Here is a 16,461-nt window from a genome sequence, read left to right on the forward strand (position 1 = left end):
CAAGGCATCTTCTAGTCATTTCTGCACATAAAAAAAGCCCAAGCAGCTTCTCCGCTCGGTGCAAGAGTACATTAATTAGTAATACGGTTCAGCGCAATTTCTGTAACAGCAAGTTTTGAATAAAGACCATCCCGATAAAAGGATAGTCTTTAGGGTCACTAATTTATTTTAATTGCCTCAATATAAAGCTCGATCCTCACTTCATTTCCGACTATAATTCCACCCGTTTCCAGAGGCGAGTTGAATTTCAATCCAAATTCATTACGATCAATACTGGCTGTTGAGTGAAATCCTACACGTTCCCGTCCGCGGGGGTCCTTGTTTAGTCCTTCAAAAACAGTATGAAAAGTAACAGATTGGGTTACTCCATGCAGAGTTAGATTGCCTGTAAGTTCATATTGCCGCTCACCAGCAAAGACACAGTTGGTGCTTTGAAATGCAATGGTTGGATACTTGGCAGCATGAAGGAAATCGTCGCCCCTCAAATGTTCATCTCGTTGCGCTTGGCGAGTTGTGATACTATTTGCGTCTATGGAAGCCTGAATACCCATGGTCGTTAACTCGTTGGGATCAAAACTTAAAATCGCCTGGAAACGCTCAAATACTCCTTTGATTTTATTAATCATTAAATGCGTCACCGAAAACTCGACGGAGCTGTGGTCCGGATCCACTTCCCATTTGATATTACTCATGAATAAATTCCACCTCTATAATAAGATTATGAGCAAGGTCACCTATCTCCAAAACAATGCGCTACTCGCTATACACCTAATATACAAAAACGCTACTGACAACGTTGTGTCAGTAGCGTTTTAGCATTTTTGCGGCTTCCTCGTAAATCCGATTTCAGAATGGTTCCCCATTGAATCCGTAATTCCTTTTACCCGAATATCCACCATGGCAATAAACATCGAACTGTGTGTGAACAGTCATAATCTGCAACTAGTCGAATCTTTGCAGCGATTCAAATAAACGCCTTAAGTTATTCAATAAGCTGTTTTTTTCCTCCAGAGTCCAGTCATCCAAAGCTTCATGCAAAATTCGTTCACGGGTGAGGCTAATCATTGCATTGATTTCCTCCCCGCTTTTCGTCAATTCAGACACACGAATGCGGGAATCTGCACTTGATGGATACGTATGAACCAACCCCGCGTTTTCTAACTTATCGATTTGCCGGCTAACACTCGAATAGTTTTTTCCCATCATGGCGGCCAAATCACCAACACTAGTCGGTTGGAGATGCACGATGCCCACAAAGACACGAAAGGTTGCTGCCTCCAAATTTACGCCAGCATTAGCAATCATCTTCTTATCGCGGTCTGGCCTATTGATAATGGAAACTAAATCGATCAGCGCTTTAAAAATATCGTTTTCCATTTTATTTCACCCTTACAACAGGACGAGGCATTAGCGGGGCATTCCAGGCCTCTTCAATATCTTCTAGAGCGAACTCTTTTGTGGTAATTTTTATCTTCCCCTCGGCGGCCATTTCAAAGACACCTCTAACAGCGGATAGCATATCAGCTTTGGAAACACTCTTATCTCCGCTACCTACGAGTTCGATTGTTGATGAGCGTAAAAGAGATGAAGGTAAATGAATGCTTTCTTGGCCAGATGAAGTTCCAATGCTTACAAAACGGGTTGAACGATCCGTTTTCGCCTTAGCAAGAGCTGACATGATGGCGAGTGCGCTGTCGCCCCAAAGATAATCCAATATAACATCAACACCTTCAGCAATAACTGGCATTAGGGCGTTTTCAAACATTTTTTGACCGTTGTCGGCTGTCATATCAAATGCAATGGCCTCATCAGCTTCAAGTGCTTGCAACTTTGATTCGTTGCGTCCTGTTACAATGACCTTCTTGGCCCCCAGACCCTTAGCAATCTGAACTGCTAAACTACCGGATGCACCAGTAGCGCCATTAATCAATACAGTTTGACCGGATTTAAAACCAGCTCGAAATACCAATGCAGCCCATGACGACATAGCAGGGTTGGCGATAGCGGCAGCAGTGAGATCATCAATACCATCTGGTAAACGGACAGTCAGCTTTTCGTTGACGATTGTTTGCTCAGCGAAACTACCATATGGTGCAGTAGGCAGCGCAAAGTAAACACGAGACCCATCTTTCAAAGTTCCTACACCGTCGATACCGGCTACAATTGGAAAGTTATCTTCAGAAGAATAGTGCATACCCATTGAACGGAACTTGCTAACTCGACTCAAGGCTGTGGCCGTAACGTTAATTATAACTAGCCCCTCTGTCCCAACGGGGGAATCAAAATGACCCATTACGGGAATCGTCCCCTTAACCTTTACGATTGCTGCCTTCATATTTACACCCTTCTTCCACCCCATATTATGTGCATATTGCACATAATAAAGTATAACACAAATTATGTGCAATATGCACACTTTATTTGGAATCCATATCCAAACGCACGCCCATTAGCTTATTTCCAAAAGAAACGGCTGGTCAGGTTCCCCTGATCCAGCCGTTTTTTGATTACTTTAATATTACATTATCGATTAGTACCGCCGTATCGTAGATACTATCTCCTTGATCCCAAACATGGAACCGAAGGACAATGGAGCCCTTGCCGGCAAATTGGCTTACATCAAATTGTACATGCTTCCAATTCGTCATGTATGTTGTATGATCCCCGCCGTAGAAATCAATCGCTACTTTGTTCTCTTCAATCCAATAGGCCGTGGATTCATTAATCGATTCAGCCCCGATAATAACAGAATCATTACCATAGACACTGGACGTCACTGTATTGCCGCCATTTATGTGAGAAGTAATGAGGGAAGCCGTATTAATGTATACACTGGAAGTTACCGTTGCTCTGAAGGTGTCATTGAATTTGCTTCCAACGAATTCCTTAGGCTCCTCAGAAATGAAATTGTAATCGAACGATAGGGTTGTTGCACCCGCCGGAACAATGAAACTTTGCTCGATATAACTGTCTGAATTGTAGTCATATCCTCCTTGATCATTGTTTTCATACCCAAGGCCAGTGCTGATAATAGCCATGTAGTTCCCCTCTGTCGGTTTAAGCGGTCCCAGCTTGGAGATCACCCGAACATCGCCGTTTCCATTCCAGCCGGTCCAAGTTCCGTTTTCAAAGGTTCCGTTGATGACCCCTTCGGTCTTAGTGCCAATGCTGCTTCCTTTCATGAAGAATGCTGCCAACCCATCGTTTGCTCCATGGGCAGCCACTGCTGCTTGAAAAGCTTTTTCGGTTGTCATGTTGTCATCGTTTAAAGCGGTAAATACGGATTTAGCAATAGCTTGATCATATGCAAGCTTTACATAATCGGTATATCCATAATAAGTGCCAGCACCATTGTTGATGAAGGCATCTGCCATGGAATCGTTGTACGCGCTGCGGCAGCTGCCATTATATACGATGGTATCAGGAAGCATATCGTTGTACCGTGTAATAAAAGACGGTGTAATAGCATAATAACCGGATATAATAGCCAGTCTTCCCTTTTTCAAGTCCAACTCATAGGTCTTTTTGCTCTCTGTCGTTGCCTTTTCTCCTGTCAAGAACATGACTTGCGGTCCAGCGTATTTGAAATCAATGCCGTATTTATTATGGAGCTTCTGTAGCACTATTTCATCATAGTAAGTATCTCCGTGGGTATCCAAGACCACGACGCCATACTGATTCAGCCCTTTAAAGAAATTAACGCCCGCTGCGGTGTCCTTTACTCTTTCCACAAGGAAGGGGTAACTCGACTGGTCGAAGCTGTGATATACAGCATCATAAACAGTCGAAGATGGAAGTGTGCCTGAGAACGGAGAAATTACAGCAACCCGCTGGCTTCCTATGGTGGCTACGGTTTGTTCCACATTTTGCGTTAGCGCCTCAGCCGCCAATGCAGTACTGGACGCAGCCTCTTCTACGGTGCTGCTTAACCCTTTTGTATTCTCAGGAGCTGCGGAAACCCCCCCTAGAATCCCGTTGTCCAGCAAATACCAGATGCTTCCTCCTTCACCCGAAATCCCAGCATGCTCTACTTCTGCTTGGGTTTGGAGCCAAGCCACAGTTTCTTCCTTTGCTTTTTGCAAATTACCATATGAAGTAACCAGTTGATCAAGCTTACTCTGTGTATTATTTTCAAAGATTTCCGTTTGTGCAAGCTGTTCATCCGTAAGATGCTTCATTACAGATAATTTAAAAACTGTGCTGCTTGGCACATCTCCCACAAACGCCTGCAGATTTATGTAACCCTCCGTACTTTCAGTCAATACTGCTTTGCCACTGTACAGTCCGTCTGCCTCAAGACTGTCTCCATGGGCTTCCAAACCGTCATCGTACAACGAAATGATTTGCGAAATGACTTTGCCGCTGTCATCTACTTGATAGACACTAGCAATTACCGTTCCTGGCGCATTAATCGATGAGCGGAATATAACTTCTGTTGGCTCTTCCACATAAATGGCATCTGAAATCTCCCCCTTCACCACAACCTGGAGAGCATTTGCCGGTGCCGGGGTTGCCGGTGTCGGTGTCGGTGTCGGTGTCGGTGTCGGTGCCGATGTTGGTGTTGGTGTCACTGGTGCTGGGGTTGCCGGTGCTGGGGTTGCCGATGCTGCCGTTCCCGGACCTGAAGCTCCCGGCGCCGGTGCTGTCACAGATGTCCCGCGGTCAGTTGTTGCCGGGGTGGCAGTCGGTGTTGCCTCAGGACTCTTGCCCTTATTAAGCTCTTCAGCCAGAAGCTGTTTGGATTTCTCGACATATACTGATTTATTGGTTTTGAACTCATAAGCCAGACGAGCCAGAGCCTGGCGCTCCGCATGCTCTTTCGGTTTGAATTTCAGAGTGCCGTCACTGCCTTGGACCCCGTTGATGAAACCATTTTTGAAGGCAAGGGATACTTGCGCTTTTGCCCATTCGGACACCTCTGAGATATCCGACAGCTTGCTATCAACCGGAAGCTTCTTCGCTGTTTCATCCAATTCGAAAGCTCGGATGAAAAACACGACCAGCTCCTCACGGGTGACATTTGCATTAGGACTGAAGGTGGTGGCCGATGTCCCCTCCGTAATGCCTGCCTTTACCAATGCACCTACATAACCGCGATACCAACTGTTCGCGGCAACGTCTTTAAACGGTGCGGCTTGATCAGCATTTGCTTCTAGACCCAACGACAGGACTATGATTTTCGCCAGTTCGGCACGTGACATAGCCTTTTTCGGTTTAAAAGAGTTATCTTCATAACCTGAGATTATTCCTGCTTCAGTTAATGATTGAATCTCCTTTTGCGCATAAGAGCCTGTGATGTCTTTGAACTGCGCGGCCTCACCAAACACCATATGTGGCGTAAGAGTGCTTAATAATAGGGCAAACACAATCATCAGACTGAGTTTACGGCGTGCTGCTTGGAATAACATTGTTTCTTCCCCCTTCTTACTCTAAAAATATCAATGAGTCTGTCGTCCTAGTGAGTTCCAAGGATGGCATTTTACACCATTATTCGACAACTTCTTGATTCTACAATAGGACCAGGGTAATTTACAATGTCTATTAGATAAAAAAATAGATATATTTGTAGACTGGAGATTAAATGGCATAAAAAAAAGACCATCGAGTATAAGCTTGGATTGATAGCGATTTAATATTTTATCGTATTATTCTTCACATTCACTAAGATTTTACAATGATAAGCTTAATAATGTATGCCTTATGACACTTTAGGAGGTAATATAATGAGCAAGTACGACGAAGCCATGAAGCTGCTGGAAGAACAAGCGGGTAACAAGGACGGCCTGATCTCACTATCCACCATCGCACTGGAACCGGGGACTAATGGCAAAAGCCGTCCCTCCGCCCGCATTGTAGACGCCTATTATGAGGACGGTGCGTTCTACACCGTTACTTACGCAACCTCAGGCAAGATGCAGCAGATCGCCCAAAACCCCGAAGTCGCTGTTTGTATCATCGTCGAAAACTTTACGGCCTATGGTATCGGTGAAAACCTGGGCTGGGTATGTGACGAGAAAAACGCGGAGATGATGACAAAGCTGCGCACAATATTCGCCGGGTGGTATAACGAAGCCAATAACGACGAAGATCCTAACACATGCCTGCTGCGCATTCGCCTGACAAAGGGCCTGTGGAATGACGCCCATAAAGGGATCAGAAATGAGATTGATTTTATCAATAAGACGGCAAATTAAGTGGTCTGTGTGATAGAACAGTCAGCAAAAAAGGTTCATCGCAGCAGTCAGCCGCGATGAACCTTTTCATAAGAACCAACTAAATGATAACAGCTACATTAGAACTTTATAAAACCCGTAAGGCCTGGGAATTGACTTCCCTGAAATCCCGGATTTTCACCTTCTCCACCTTCTCCACCTTCTCCACCTTCTCCACCTTCTCCGCTTCCTTCGTCAGGCAAGATAAGCTCATAAGTCACATTTTGTGCCGGCACTAAGTTCATAGCATACTCATCAATTTCCGGTGCCCCGTCTAACGCCTTCCATCCAATTCCAGTCACTCCTAATCCCCAGACAGATTTACTTGGAATCATGAATTGTACGCCGAAACGATAGGTTTCCTCATTGATTAGCTTTTCTTCTTGTGTAAATGGATCAATGTAGATAAATTTCACTTTATACACATTTCTATCATAATATAGCTGGAGCGTCCTACTGCCATCTTCACCCCGGCTAATCTTCTCTTTCTCAAAATACTCGGTAAGCTGCGCGCCAATTCGCGAAGTGAATCTGAGTACGACCTGTATGTCCCGCTGCGAATAGCTTTGCTTAATAACCTCGGCGATTTGGTCTTCCGGCAGCTCTCTTTTTGCAAAAGGCGGCCCCTGTCTCAGTTACCTAATCCGCACGAGCTTGAATCTGCGGTAGTCCTCTCTGACCCGGCAAAAGCCTATCACATACCAATGGCCGTGGCGAAAGTCAATCCAGCTTGGCTCTACCGTTCGCTCCAGCTTTTCCATATCCCTATTGATATAGTCGAACACCAGCAGCCTGTTATCCGTGATGGCCTTGCTTATGATCCCAATGTATTCTTTATTTTCCTGCTCCATGCTGAAATGGGACATATCCAGAGTCAGCTTGTGCTTATCGGACTCCCGCTTATAGGTATGCTCAACCTTTAACATGATGTCATTAAAAGCTTCGTTCCTGCCAAACAAGCCGTGAAAATTCTTCATTCGCAAGGATACCTCGAAATGCTCGGCAAGCTCCTTGCCCGTTACCGTACCTTTACCGGAGATGATCAGCAGCATGGAGAGCAATCGGTCGACTCGCATGATTGTGTGTGACGTCGGGTAACGTCTCCTCCTCTGGGTGAAGTAAGTGAATCATATATTCTCTTGCTTTAATGCATCAATAATATTCTCCTTTTTTACTTTAGCTCCGGAATAAACAACCGCAGAGCTGACAATGACAAATACACACACAATGACAGACAGAATGCTCATCCAGGGCAGGGTGAACCCATAGCTGAATTTGTTCGCAAATGCTTTATAGATCAGAAACATCACGGCGAAACTGACAGGAAGCCCATACAAGAGCGACTTGACCCCATAAAAAACACTCTCATAGTTCAGCATTTTTGCAAACCCCTTTGGCGTCGCGCCTACGGATTTCAGCATCGCGAATTCCCGTTTGCGAAGAGCCAGCCCTGTTGAGATCGTATTAAAGATGTTCGCAACAGAAATCGCAGAGATTAATACGATAAAACCGTAAGAAAAGACGTTCATCAGCAGAATCTGTTGTTCTTCTCTTATTCTGAATTGATATACATTGTAGACATTCAGATTGGTCTCATTCATCGCTTCAATTTCCTGCTGCGTTTTCACCGGTTCCGTGCTTTTCAAATGGAGGTACATCGAAGCGTTAGCCAGCTCCTCGCCGTCTGCCAGCCGATTCATGACGCGTTCCGACACGATCATATTTAACCCGCCTACGCCTACCGGGCTCATCCCCATCGGTGCCTTATCCGTCAATGCGGCAAATATCACTTTATTTGCCTTCGTTTCTTCCCCGCTCGCTTTAATAAAACTCGTTAGCTCGATATGTTGTCCGATATTCGCATATATGGACTTCGTCTGAATATATTTCCCCGTATCTATATCTTTGTAATGAATCGTATCCATCACGATTGCGGCGGGATGATCCAGATCCGTAAGCTGTTCGTAATCTGCGCCAACCGCTCTGGCATAGGCTTGCAGGCTCGAATCATTCATTGCATAGAGCTTAATTTCGTAAGGGTATTTCCCGTCTTGCAGCATACTCTTATCCTGCTTAACCTTCTCTTGCAACTCGTCGGCGATGCTTGCTGCATCGACCCAAGCGTTCCCGACTAACTCATGACTCACGTTGTATTCCGTGACGCCATCCAGAGATACAAGCGATTGCATCAACCGGTCATCTAGTCTTTCGCCATTACTGGACGACACTTCAATATCGTAATTGATGCCTTCCAGCGACAATGCCAGAGATTGTGTCAGGCCAGTCGTGAAAAACGATATAGTCAAAAACAAAACGATGCTGATGACAAGCGAAAAAAGAATAACATGATGTCTTCGTTTGTTCCTTTTTAAGTTTTTCAGCCCGATTTCTGCTTCGATTCCGAAGAGCTTACGAATGATCTTCGACGTCTTCACTGCTTTGGCCGTAAGCTTTACGTCAGTGGTTTGGCGAATCGCGTCCACGGGAGATACCCTAGATGCTTTAACCGCCGGGAGATACGCCGAAACGAAAATCGTCAGCATCGAAACAAGACAAGTAATCAAGAGCAATAACGGCGTGACGATAAGCCTCAGCTTTTCACTAGTCCATAATGCCCCTTCAATCATTGTGTTCATGAACGAAAAGGCGATTCCGATTCCGGCAAGACCGCATAAGATGCCAATGGGAATGCTGATCAAACCAATGACGATACCTTCAAAAAATACGGAATTTCGCTTCTGCCTTTTCGTCGCCCCCACGCTCGCGAGCATCCCTAAATGGCGGGAACGTTCCGAGACGGATATCGCAAAAGCGTTATAGATGAGTCCAACCGAGCCAATTATAATAGTCCCTATAATGATTGCCGATAATGAGAACATCATGCTGGATGAGGCCCCGCTGCTGGACAAGCCATAATAACGAAGCAAATCGTTATTATATTGGACAGTGTCAATTTGGTTTTTCTCAGCCAGCTTCTCCGCATGTGCGAACAAGAACGGATTGACCCGCTGCAAGACCACCGACGCATCGACCCGATCATCCCCCCCGATGATATGATCATCGACATAGCTAATGATCGTATAAGCCGGGGCCCAAGCCGTTTCCGACACCGGACGTTTAATGAAGCCTACCACCGTATAATCCCTAATTATGCTATGCTGTAATGTCTCGGTCAATGTGCCGTCTTTCCTGCGCAGCGGTTCCGTCTGATCCAGGGGATGATCGCCCCCTTGTTCGAATCGGTCGCCGACGCGAAGCGTTAGACGGTCGCCGATTTCGTACTTCACTTTGCCATTTGTTGCAACAGACTCGGAGATCACAACCTCCTTGTCCGTGTGCGGAAGACGTCCCTTGCTTATTTCAATCTGAAATTGTGTGAACCCTTGCACATCATATTCCTTAATGAACAAGTACGGCTTATTGGAATTTTGTCCCCCTTCTAATGGGGCATACCCAAGGTCTCTTGTGATTGCAACCGTTTTGGTTGAATCATCGCCCTGTATCGCCGCAAGCTGTTTCTTGGTTATATCTTGATACTGAATATGCCACTCCCCTGTATCTGTGATAGTTTGTCTGATCATTAAATCCGCAAAGGAAAAAACAAGCGTAATGACAGCGGTCATCATGGATACCGAAATAATTACGCCAAAAATAGTCACAAGTGTTCGTCTCTTGTTCTGCTTCAGATGCCGGATGGTTAATGTATTGACAATATTCATCGCCTTATCACCTCGTTTTTGGCAATCCTCCCATCTTCAATCGAAATGATTCTGTCGGCTTGCAGGGCGATCCGTTCTTCATGCGTGATTACGATCAGTGTCTGATGATAGGTCTTATTCAGTATTTTCAATAAAACGACGATCTCGCTGCTATTCCTGCTGTCCAGATTCCCGGTGGGTTCGTCGGCCAGCATGATCGCAGGATTGCCGATGATCGCCCTGCCAATCGAGACACGCTGCTGCTGTCCACCGGATAGCTGATTCGGCAGATGGTTTAATCGATGCTGCAAATTCAACGTATTCACAAGATCAGCCCGATTTGCCTGCGTCTGAAGATGGCCAGCTGCGTTTCGTCCAAGGTATACATATCCGTATCCTGAACATACACTTTCCCGCCAGTCGGTCGATCCACACCGCCCAGCATATGAAGGAGTGTCGATTTCCCCGATCCGGAAGGTCCGATAATTGCGACGAATTCACCTTTTTGGACCGAAAAGGAAACATCATCAAGCGCCTTCACCGCCGATTCGCCTGTGCCGTATATTTCGGACAAATTTTCAATTGTTAAAATCTCCATTGCCATCCCTCCTTCCCTAGATGCTCAATTCCAGGTATATACCATCTCTCTATATCCAACATCCCAAAGGGTTTCATTCCCCTCAATGGTTATCTTAAGCTCCTTAGCCCCGGTGAGATAAAGGATCCTCATATCCGGCTCATGGAGCTGATCTTCTGCAGATACAGACAGGAGCTCATGCCCGTCAACGGTAACCTTAATGCTGCCCTGAAAATCCTTATGATCAGGAATTCCATAATTCAAGCTAAGATACAGATCTCCCTTATTGCCTAATGAATACGTATATGTTTCCTTCTTTTTACCTTCGATGCCATACACATTATATTGGGGTGTCACGTCTTGACCGCCAATCTTAAGACTGTCCTGTTTGGTTCCCGTTAATCCATTTCCGGTACTATCTTCCCATTCGTTTATCGCTACAAAAGGGGCCAACTCTTTGGTGAACACTTGATCAACTACTCCTAAGACCCCCCACACGCCGAGCATTAAGACAGCACTGGCAATTCCCGTAGCAGTGATATTTCTCCAGTAGTTTTTTGTACGGAAGCCAATCTTGTAGGCCCCGAATCCAATAGCAGCGCCCAATGAGTTCTTTATGACGTCGTTCGTGTCAAAGCTGCCGAGGAATGTTAGTGCCTGGATGGTCTCCACCACAAGAATGGACAGGATAAACCCTGTCATGAAGCGAACAAAGCTGGTGCGGTATAACAACGGAAACAGTATGCCAAAAGGTATGAAGGCTGCAATGTTTCCAATACCCACCAAGTCCATCAGTGTCGGATGTAGAAGATCGGAAAGACCCGGCACCCTAAAAAAATCGTCCGGCAAAAAAATAAAGGTGTACTGACTGGTTAGATCTACCTTATCCGCTCTGCCGAAAGCAAAAAACATAAAATAAAGAATAATCAGGGTGTAGCCTATCGTGATAAAAAAAGTAATCTTGCGATGCTGCTTCATTTGCATGGTTGTACCTCCATCGTTCATCTGATGAATATCATTTTATCTGTCCAAAATGACTTTACAGTGACATTGGAGGTGACAGTTTAGTCACTTATGGAGTGCTGTTAAATCACATGCTTATAAAATTTGATCCGAAACTCTGTACCAGTCCCGCTGTCGCTCGTTACATCAATCACGCCGTTCTGGCTTGCAATGATGCTGTGAGCCATCGCAAGCCCTATACCGATGCTTCCTTCATTAGCATTCTTTCCTTTATAAAAACGTTTGAATATATAAGGCAAATCCTCTTTCGGAATGCCCTCTCCGTTGTCAGCAATAACGATTTCCGTAAATAGCACGTTGTCGGAAAATGTGATGGTAATCGCACCGCCCTCAGGTGTATGCTCCACTCCATTCTTCAAAATATTGATAACCGCTTCAGCAGTCCAATGGAAATCGCCGTCAAAAGAGACGTTGTCATCCCCTGTGATGGAAACGGTCTGTCCCTTAATATCCATCGGAATCATAACCGGCTCCAGTGCATTTAGGATTAGGGTTTTCATGTGTATTCGATCTTTTTTGAACGGGATAGTCCCCCATCCATTTTCGCTAGCTTTAATAAAGATGAAACAAGCCAATCGATCCGTTCAAGTTGAATGCGAATATGATGGGTGAACTCCGTTCTTTTGAGTGGAGGCAGATCAGGGGCGCTTAACAGATCTGCCATGACTGTCATAGAGGTGATCGGTGTTTTGAGTTGATGTGAAATATCGGAGATGGCATCGGTCAGTTGAAGCTTATCCTGCTGCAATAGAGAACGATGCTCGGAGAGCATGCGTGTCACCTTGTAAATATCATTCTTTAAGATGCTAAGCTCACCTTCTTGATTATCGCGAGGGTCAAGGGAGGCCTGGCCGCTGCTAATCTCCCGTAAATAGATGGACAGCTTCTCTAGCTCGTAATAGTGAACTGATCGATGTCTTCGGCGAGCACCTTTCGGGCTGAAGCGGCATTATGGCAGAGAACAGTCCAATAACCCTCTTGCTGCAGCGAATATTCCAGTCCCGACGCGATCGTCTTATCATCTTCAACTAATAATATTTTCATCTGAAGTTCATCCTTATGATTGGATTGAATTGCACCTGTCTCGGATTTACTTATAGTATTCCCCAAGATTTTAGAACATTTAATGAATTCCACGACTACACAATCTCTTTATTAAAATGTCCTCTTGTGTCTGTTTCCTGATTAAAGACAGCATTATTCATAGAGCCATTTAATTTGCCTGACGCCATATTAATGACTTTCACAACCTGCTCTTTTGATTCAACTGTGAAGTTTAATCTGAGCGCCTCGATTCCTTTGATGTTTTGTAGCTCATCTAAAAGATTAAGCGTCTTCCCATTAAGGAGAGTCGTTGTACAATCATTATGGGAAATTATAGGGAACGTTCCGTGCTCATCTTTTAACTCATAGCTCTTCGTTTTGCAAATTTTGCATTGATTCATTTTTTTCATCGGACAATATTTTGTAAACATCAAAGGAACCTTGCCATATACAATCATTTCCAGTGCAGGATAGCCGTCATTTTCTTCATAATAGGCATTCCTTAAATCTTCAATTTGGCTCTTATTCAATTCATAAGATAAAGTGACTCGTTTTGCACCTAATTTATATAATTCATAGCAACTAGTAGCATTAACAACATTTAGAGAATAGTCCGTAACAAACGGATTCGTTTCTCTGTAGTGATAAATTCCGCCATATCCTCCGATTAGTAGCTGCCCTTCTTTTTCCTTATAACGATTCTGATTTCTTCTAACAACATTTTCATAATAGATTTCCTTAATTCCACAGCTCACGCAAGCATCATACTGCTCCTTAGTCGTTACAGAGGCCGTAAAGTATGGTTTTTCAGGGGCAAAGCTTATTTTTTCTTTTGCTTCCAAAGCCTTGGTTCTTTTCTTCTGGCTGTTAAGCTTTAAGTCATATAAGCCCAGTACAATATCTCTTCTTGCTGCATTTAACAGTTTAGCTGGAATAAAAGCATTGCATTCCTCAAAATCCACATGATTAAGTTCGAATATCGTATCATTTAATCTTGAAAATTGCTTGATTACCTGGTCTTTTGTTGTTGGATTATTAATGGCTTCGCCTAGTATTTCCTCGCTTTCATATGAATAATGACAGCCTAAGCCCTCCGCATCTATGACAAGCTTTGAATCTGGACGTGCATATACTCTAATATCGAGGTTAAACCGCTTAAATTCTTTTTCCAGTGATAATTCTAATTCTTTGTTATAGAAATAATCCTTCGTTTTATATACTAAATCTCCCGTAGACATCTTTTCTTTGATTTTGATATAGCAGACATCCTCTGCTTTGTTGATTAATTCGCCCTCTTTATCGTACAGTTTTGCAACCGTTAAATTAACATCTTCATTGTTGTGACTTATTCGAATGGTATCGTTCTGATTTAAAGGTCGTGTAAGTGTTATTTCATACCTATCTTTAACAATCTTGCTGATTGTTCCAATTTCATAACCAAAGTGATTAGGTCTTAAAATGTTTGTAATATTTCTCCTATCTTCGTGAAACAAATATCCTTTAGTAAATGTTCGATTGAATGTTTTTTTCAGATTTTCTTTGTCTTCTTCGGTTATTTTATGATCTAAGGCCTTGCGATATTTGGATACAACATTAGCAACATACGTAGGCACTTTCATTCGGCCTTCTATTTTTAAAGAATCGATTTCTTTTAAATCCTCGATATAGTCGATTGTGTTTAAGTCCTTGGTAGATAGAATATGGTTTTTCCCTAAAGATGTACCTGTTGTCTTATCCATGAGTTCATACTCCTTACGGCATGAACCCACACATCTTCCGCGATTTGCGCTTCGATTACCCATTAATCCTGACATTAGACAGTTTCCCGAGTAAGATACACATAAAGCACCGTGAACGAAAATTTCTAAAGGTATCTCAGCTTTTCTTTTGATCTCTTTTACTTTTTCAATCTCAACCTCACGGGACAGAACAACTCTTTTGGCACCAAGTTCTTTTAATAATAAAGTTCCGTCTAAATCGTCTATTCCCATTTGAGTTGAACAATGTGCTTCCATATCAAGAAAGTTTTTAACGATATAATCGAACGCAGTCAGATCCTGGACGATAATGCCATCCACACCGATTTTATTTAATTCGTGGATCTGCTCTTTCATCTCTTCAACTTCGTTTTCAAAAACGATGGTATTCATTGTAACATAGAGTTTAACGTCCCTCAGGTGCGCATACGTAACCGCCTCTTGTAACGATTCTAGATCAAAATTAGATGAGTATGCACGCGCACCAAATTTTTGCATTCCTAAGTATATGGCATCACAACCATTAGAAATTGCAGCTTTTAAAGCTTCCATATTTCCTGCTGGAGCTAGTAATTCAGTCATTTCTTCCTCCTTATGACCCAAAAATTAATAAAATTTGTAGTTACTTGTGATACGGTTCAGCGCTTTGTCTGTAACGGCAAGTTTGCATGCTAGTTTGTCCAAAGGTGTTCTTAAAAGTACATCGTCAGGACTGCATGTTATTGAAGAACGGTTAAAGGTCGTTTTCACGCTTTTGTTATTGCTTTTCTTAACAGCAGGTTTCCGCTTGCCGTACTGCGTCCTCTCTTCTTCTTAGTCGCCTGCTTCATCCCAGTTAAGATGGATAATACGATAATAACTACTATAAATCCGATAAATGACGACATGGCCGCTCCCGTTTAAATTAATAAGATTATTAGAAAATCAAATTTCAGACTATTACCATTAATCATAAAATAAGAACTATACTTAAGCTGCAGCAAAACGCACAAGCCAATGGCTTGTGCGCTTGTTTTAAATGACCTCATTTGCTCTGAGGGACGTATCTCATAATAATTCTTTAAGTACATTTTTCGCCACGCGTATCTTCTCATCATTAGCGTCACGAAGCATACCTACAATATCCTGAATATCGCTCTCAGCTGAGGTAACCATAAACTCTTCACTCCTCATGTATAGAGAATTATTTGGCTCCTGGAGCCAAAATTGAGCAGGAATTATGGGTGCCTATCATTGCCAAGTAGCAAACATTTAATTTTACATAAGTATGAGCGAGCATCTGGCGCATTGATTAGCAGCCTTAAAAGAGCCTCCACTAAAATCGAAGTGGAGGCTCTTTTTACATTTTTGTTATTTCAATTGTATTGGCTTTCAACCGTTATGCCGTGCAGTTCAAGTCATTTAAACTAATATTGAGTTCTGTTCTCCGCTTTACCATCATTTGTGATAAGGTTCCCCCCGATTGATCTTCACCGCGCGATACACCTGCTCCACCAGCACCAGGCGCATGAGCTGATGAGGCAGCGTCATGCGCCCGAAGCTCATGCGCTGCTGCGCGCGGCGCATGACCTCGTCGGAGAGCCCGTGGCTCCCTCCGATGACGAACACGACATGGCTCGTCCCGTAGGTGCCGAGCCGGTCAATTTCTGCGGCAAGCTCTTCCGAGCTCCACAGCTTGCCGTCGATCGCGAGCGCAATGACATGCGCCTCGCTCTTAATCTGCGCGAGGATGCGTTCGCCCTCGCGTCCCTTCACCTGCACGACCTCTGCTTCGCTTAGAGAATCGGGTGCTTTTTCATCTGCCACCTCAATGACCTGAAACTTCAGGTATGGTGTCAGCCGTTTTGCATACTCCGCGATGCCATCGATCAAGTACTTTTCCTTCAATTTTCCTACGCCAATAATTTGAATAAGCATAAGTGCCTCCTGTCATAATCCTCTATAGAAATAGCAAAAGGACGCGCACTGGGCGTCCCTTGTAGTTTTAGTAAGTACCTTCTGTTCTATCACATATTTGGTGGAAAAGAAACGACAATTAAAACGGCCTACTCTTGCGCATTCTCTAAATGTCCTATTTTTTATGCAATCCCTGGATCTCCTGATCCCCAGTATTCCTAGATTTCCTGAATCTAGAATTTCATGTATTCCTC

At 43.9% G+C, this 16,461-nt stretch carries 12 protein-coding genes and 3 pseudogenes; 1 reads left to right on the forward strand and 14 read right to left on the reverse strand.

The features are described 5' to 3' along the window. Positions 1 to 158: 158 nt before the first annotated feature. From MHI32_RS30145 to MHI32_RS30160, 4 genes are all read right to left on the reverse strand, one after another. Positions 159 to 692 (reverse strand): YceI family protein, encoded by a 534-nt coding sequence (locus MHI32_RS30145; RefSeq protein WP_076307592.1) that lies wholly within the window; start codon positions 690 to 692, stop codon positions 159 to 161. 250 nt (positions 693 to 942) lie between these two features. Then, entirely contained in the window at positions 943 to 1,377 is a 435-nt protein-coding gene (locus MHI32_RS30150; RefSeq protein WP_036682401.1) for a MarR family winged helix-turn-helix transcriptional regulator, read from the reverse strand. A gap of 1 nt (position 1,378) precedes the next feature. After that, entirely contained in the window at positions 1,379 to 2,335 is a 957-nt protein-coding gene (locus MHI32_RS30155; protein ID WP_076307593.1) for a zinc-binding alcohol dehydrogenase family protein, read from the reverse strand. 172 nt (positions 2,336 to 2,507) lie between these two features. Beyond that, positions 2,508 to 5,408, reverse strand: coding sequence for an S-layer homology domain-containing protein (locus tag MHI32_RS30160; protein ID WP_340011661.1), 2,901 nt, complete (start codon positions 5,406 to 5,408; stop codon positions 2,508 to 2,510). A gap of 315 nt (positions 5,409 to 5,723) precedes the next feature. Here MHI32_RS30160 and MHI32_RS30165 point away from each other — a divergent pair, with 315 nt between their 5' ends. After that, positions 5,724 to 6,194 carry a pyridoxamine 5'-phosphate oxidase family protein gene (locus tag MHI32_RS30165; protein ID WP_340011663.1) on the forward strand — a complete coding sequence of 157 codons (471 nt, stop codon included), beginning with the start codon at positions 5,724 to 5,726 and terminating at the stop codon, positions 6,192 to 6,194. A gap of 98 nt (positions 6,195 to 6,292) precedes the next feature. Here MHI32_RS30165 and MHI32_RS30170 read toward each other — a convergent pair whose 3' ends face one another. The 10 genes and pseudogenes from MHI32_RS30170 to rlmH form a co-directional block, all read right to left on the reverse strand. Continuing rightward, positions 6,293 to 6,628 carry a hypothetical protein gene (locus MHI32_RS30170; protein ID WP_340011665.1) on the reverse strand — a complete coding sequence of 112 codons (336 nt, stop codon included), beginning with the start codon at positions 6,626 to 6,628 and terminating at the stop codon, positions 6,293 to 6,295. Positions 6,629 to 6,847: 219 nt separating this feature from the next. Continuing rightward, positions 6,848 to 7,288 carry a WYL domain-containing protein gene (locus MHI32_RS30175; RefSeq protein ID WP_340011666.1) on the reverse strand — a complete coding sequence of 147 codons (441 nt, stop codon included), beginning with the start codon at positions 7,286 to 7,288 and terminating at the stop codon, positions 6,848 to 6,850. A 51-nt stretch (positions 7,289 to 7,339) separates the two neighbouring features. After that, positions 7,340 to 9,931 (reverse strand): FtsX-like permease family protein, encoded by a 2,592-nt coding sequence (locus tag MHI32_RS30180; RefSeq protein ID WP_076218797.1) that lies wholly within the window; start codon positions 9,929 to 9,931, stop codon positions 7,340 to 7,342. Continuing rightward, positions 9,928 to 10,508, reverse strand: a pseudogene (locus MHI32_RS30185) (ABC transporter ATP-binding protein). Before MHI32_RS30185 ends, MHI32_RS30180 begins: the two are co-directional and overlap by 4 nt. Positions 10,509 to 10,532: 24 nt before the next feature. After that, positions 10,533 to 11,471 (reverse strand): VanZ family protein, encoded by a 939-nt coding sequence (locus tag MHI32_RS30190; RefSeq protein WP_076218798.1) that lies wholly within the window; start codon positions 11,469 to 11,471, stop codon positions 10,533 to 10,535. A 101-nt stretch (positions 11,472 to 11,572) separates the two neighbouring features. Next, a pseudogene (locus MHI32_RS30195) lies at positions 11,573 to 12,411 on the reverse strand (HAMP domain-containing sensor histidine kinase); the annotation flags it as partial. Next, positions 12,408 to 12,554: pseudogene (locus tag MHI32_RS30200) on the reverse strand (DNA-binding response regulator); the annotation flags it as partial. The pseudogenes MHI32_RS30200 and MHI32_RS30195, both read right to left, overlap by 4 nt. Positions 12,555 to 12,649: 95 nt before the next feature. Then, a complete protein-coding gene (locus MHI32_RS30205; RefSeq protein WP_340011667.1) occupies positions 12,650 to 14,893 on the reverse strand; it encodes a DUF3656 domain-containing protein in 2,244 nt (747 codons plus the stop codon). 164 nt (positions 14,894 to 15,057) lie between these two features. After that, positions 15,058 to 15,198: a hypothetical protein gene (locus MHI32_RS30210; protein ID WP_340011668.1), complete on the reverse strand. Its 141-nt coding sequence runs from the start codon at positions 15,196 to 15,198 to the stop codon at positions 15,058 to 15,060. Positions 15,199 to 15,748: 550 nt separating this feature from the next. Further along, positions 15,749 to 16,228, reverse strand: a complete 480-nt coding sequence (gene rlmH, locus MHI32_RS30215) for a 23S rRNA (pseudouridine(1915)-N(3))-methyltransferase RlmH (protein WP_036677839.1) — start codon at positions 16,226 to 16,228, stop codon at positions 15,749 to 15,751. Between the last annotated feature and the right edge of the window lie 233 nt (positions 16,229 to 16,461).

The organism is Paenibacillus sp. FSL H7-0690 (genome assembly GCF_037980415.1).
Classification (GTDB): Bacteria; Bacillota; Bacilli; order Paenibacillales; family Paenibacillaceae; genus Paenibacillus_AQ; species Paenibacillus_AQ odorifer.

What these genes read in the sequence shown, in the direction of transcription:
- MHI32_RS30210 (WP_340011668.1), bottom strand. Translation starts at nt 15,198, where the DNA reads ATGTCGTCATTTATCGGATTTATAGTAGTTATTATCGTATTATCCATC.
- MHI32_RS30145 (WP_076307592.1), bottom strand. Translation starts at nt 692, where the DNA reads ATGAGTAATATCAAATGGGAAGTGGATCCGGACCACAGCTCCGTCGAG.
- MHI32_RS30175 (WP_340011666.1), bottom strand. Translation starts at nt 7,288, where the DNA reads ATGCGAGTCGACCGATTGCTCTCCATGCTGCTGATCATCTCCGGTAAA.
- MHI32_RS30160 (WP_340011661.1), bottom strand. Translation starts at nt 5,408, where the DNA reads ATGTTATTCCAAGCAGCACGCCGTAAACTCAGTCTGATGATTGTGTTT.
- MHI32_RS30150 (WP_036682401.1), bottom strand. Translation starts at nt 1,377, where the DNA reads ATGGAAAACGATATTTTTAAAGCGCTGATCGATTTAGTTTCCATTATC.
- MHI32_RS30165 (WP_340011663.1), top strand. Translation starts at nt 5,724, where the DNA reads ATGAGCAAGTACGACGAAGCCATGAAGCTGCTGGAAGAACAAGCGGGT.
- rlmH (WP_036677839.1), bottom strand. Translation starts at nt 16,228, where the DNA reads ATGCTTATTCAAATTATTGGCGTAGGAAAATTGAAGGAAAAGTACTTG.
- MHI32_RS30180 (WP_076218797.1), bottom strand. Translation starts at nt 9,931, where the DNA reads ATGAATATTGTCAATACATTAACCATCCGGCATCTGAAGCAGAACAAG.
- MHI32_RS30205 (WP_340011667.1), bottom strand. Translation starts at nt 14,893, where the DNA reads ATGACTGAATTACTAGCTCCAGCAGGAAATATGGAAGCTTTAAAAGCT.
- MHI32_RS30155 (WP_076307593.1), bottom strand. Translation starts at nt 2,335, where the DNA reads ATGAAGGCAGCAATCGTAAAGGTTAAGGGGACGATTCCCGTAATGGGT.
- MHI32_RS30190 (WP_076218798.1), bottom strand. Translation starts at nt 11,471, where the DNA reads ATGCAAATGAAGCAGCATCGCAAGATTACTTTTTTTATCACGATAGGC.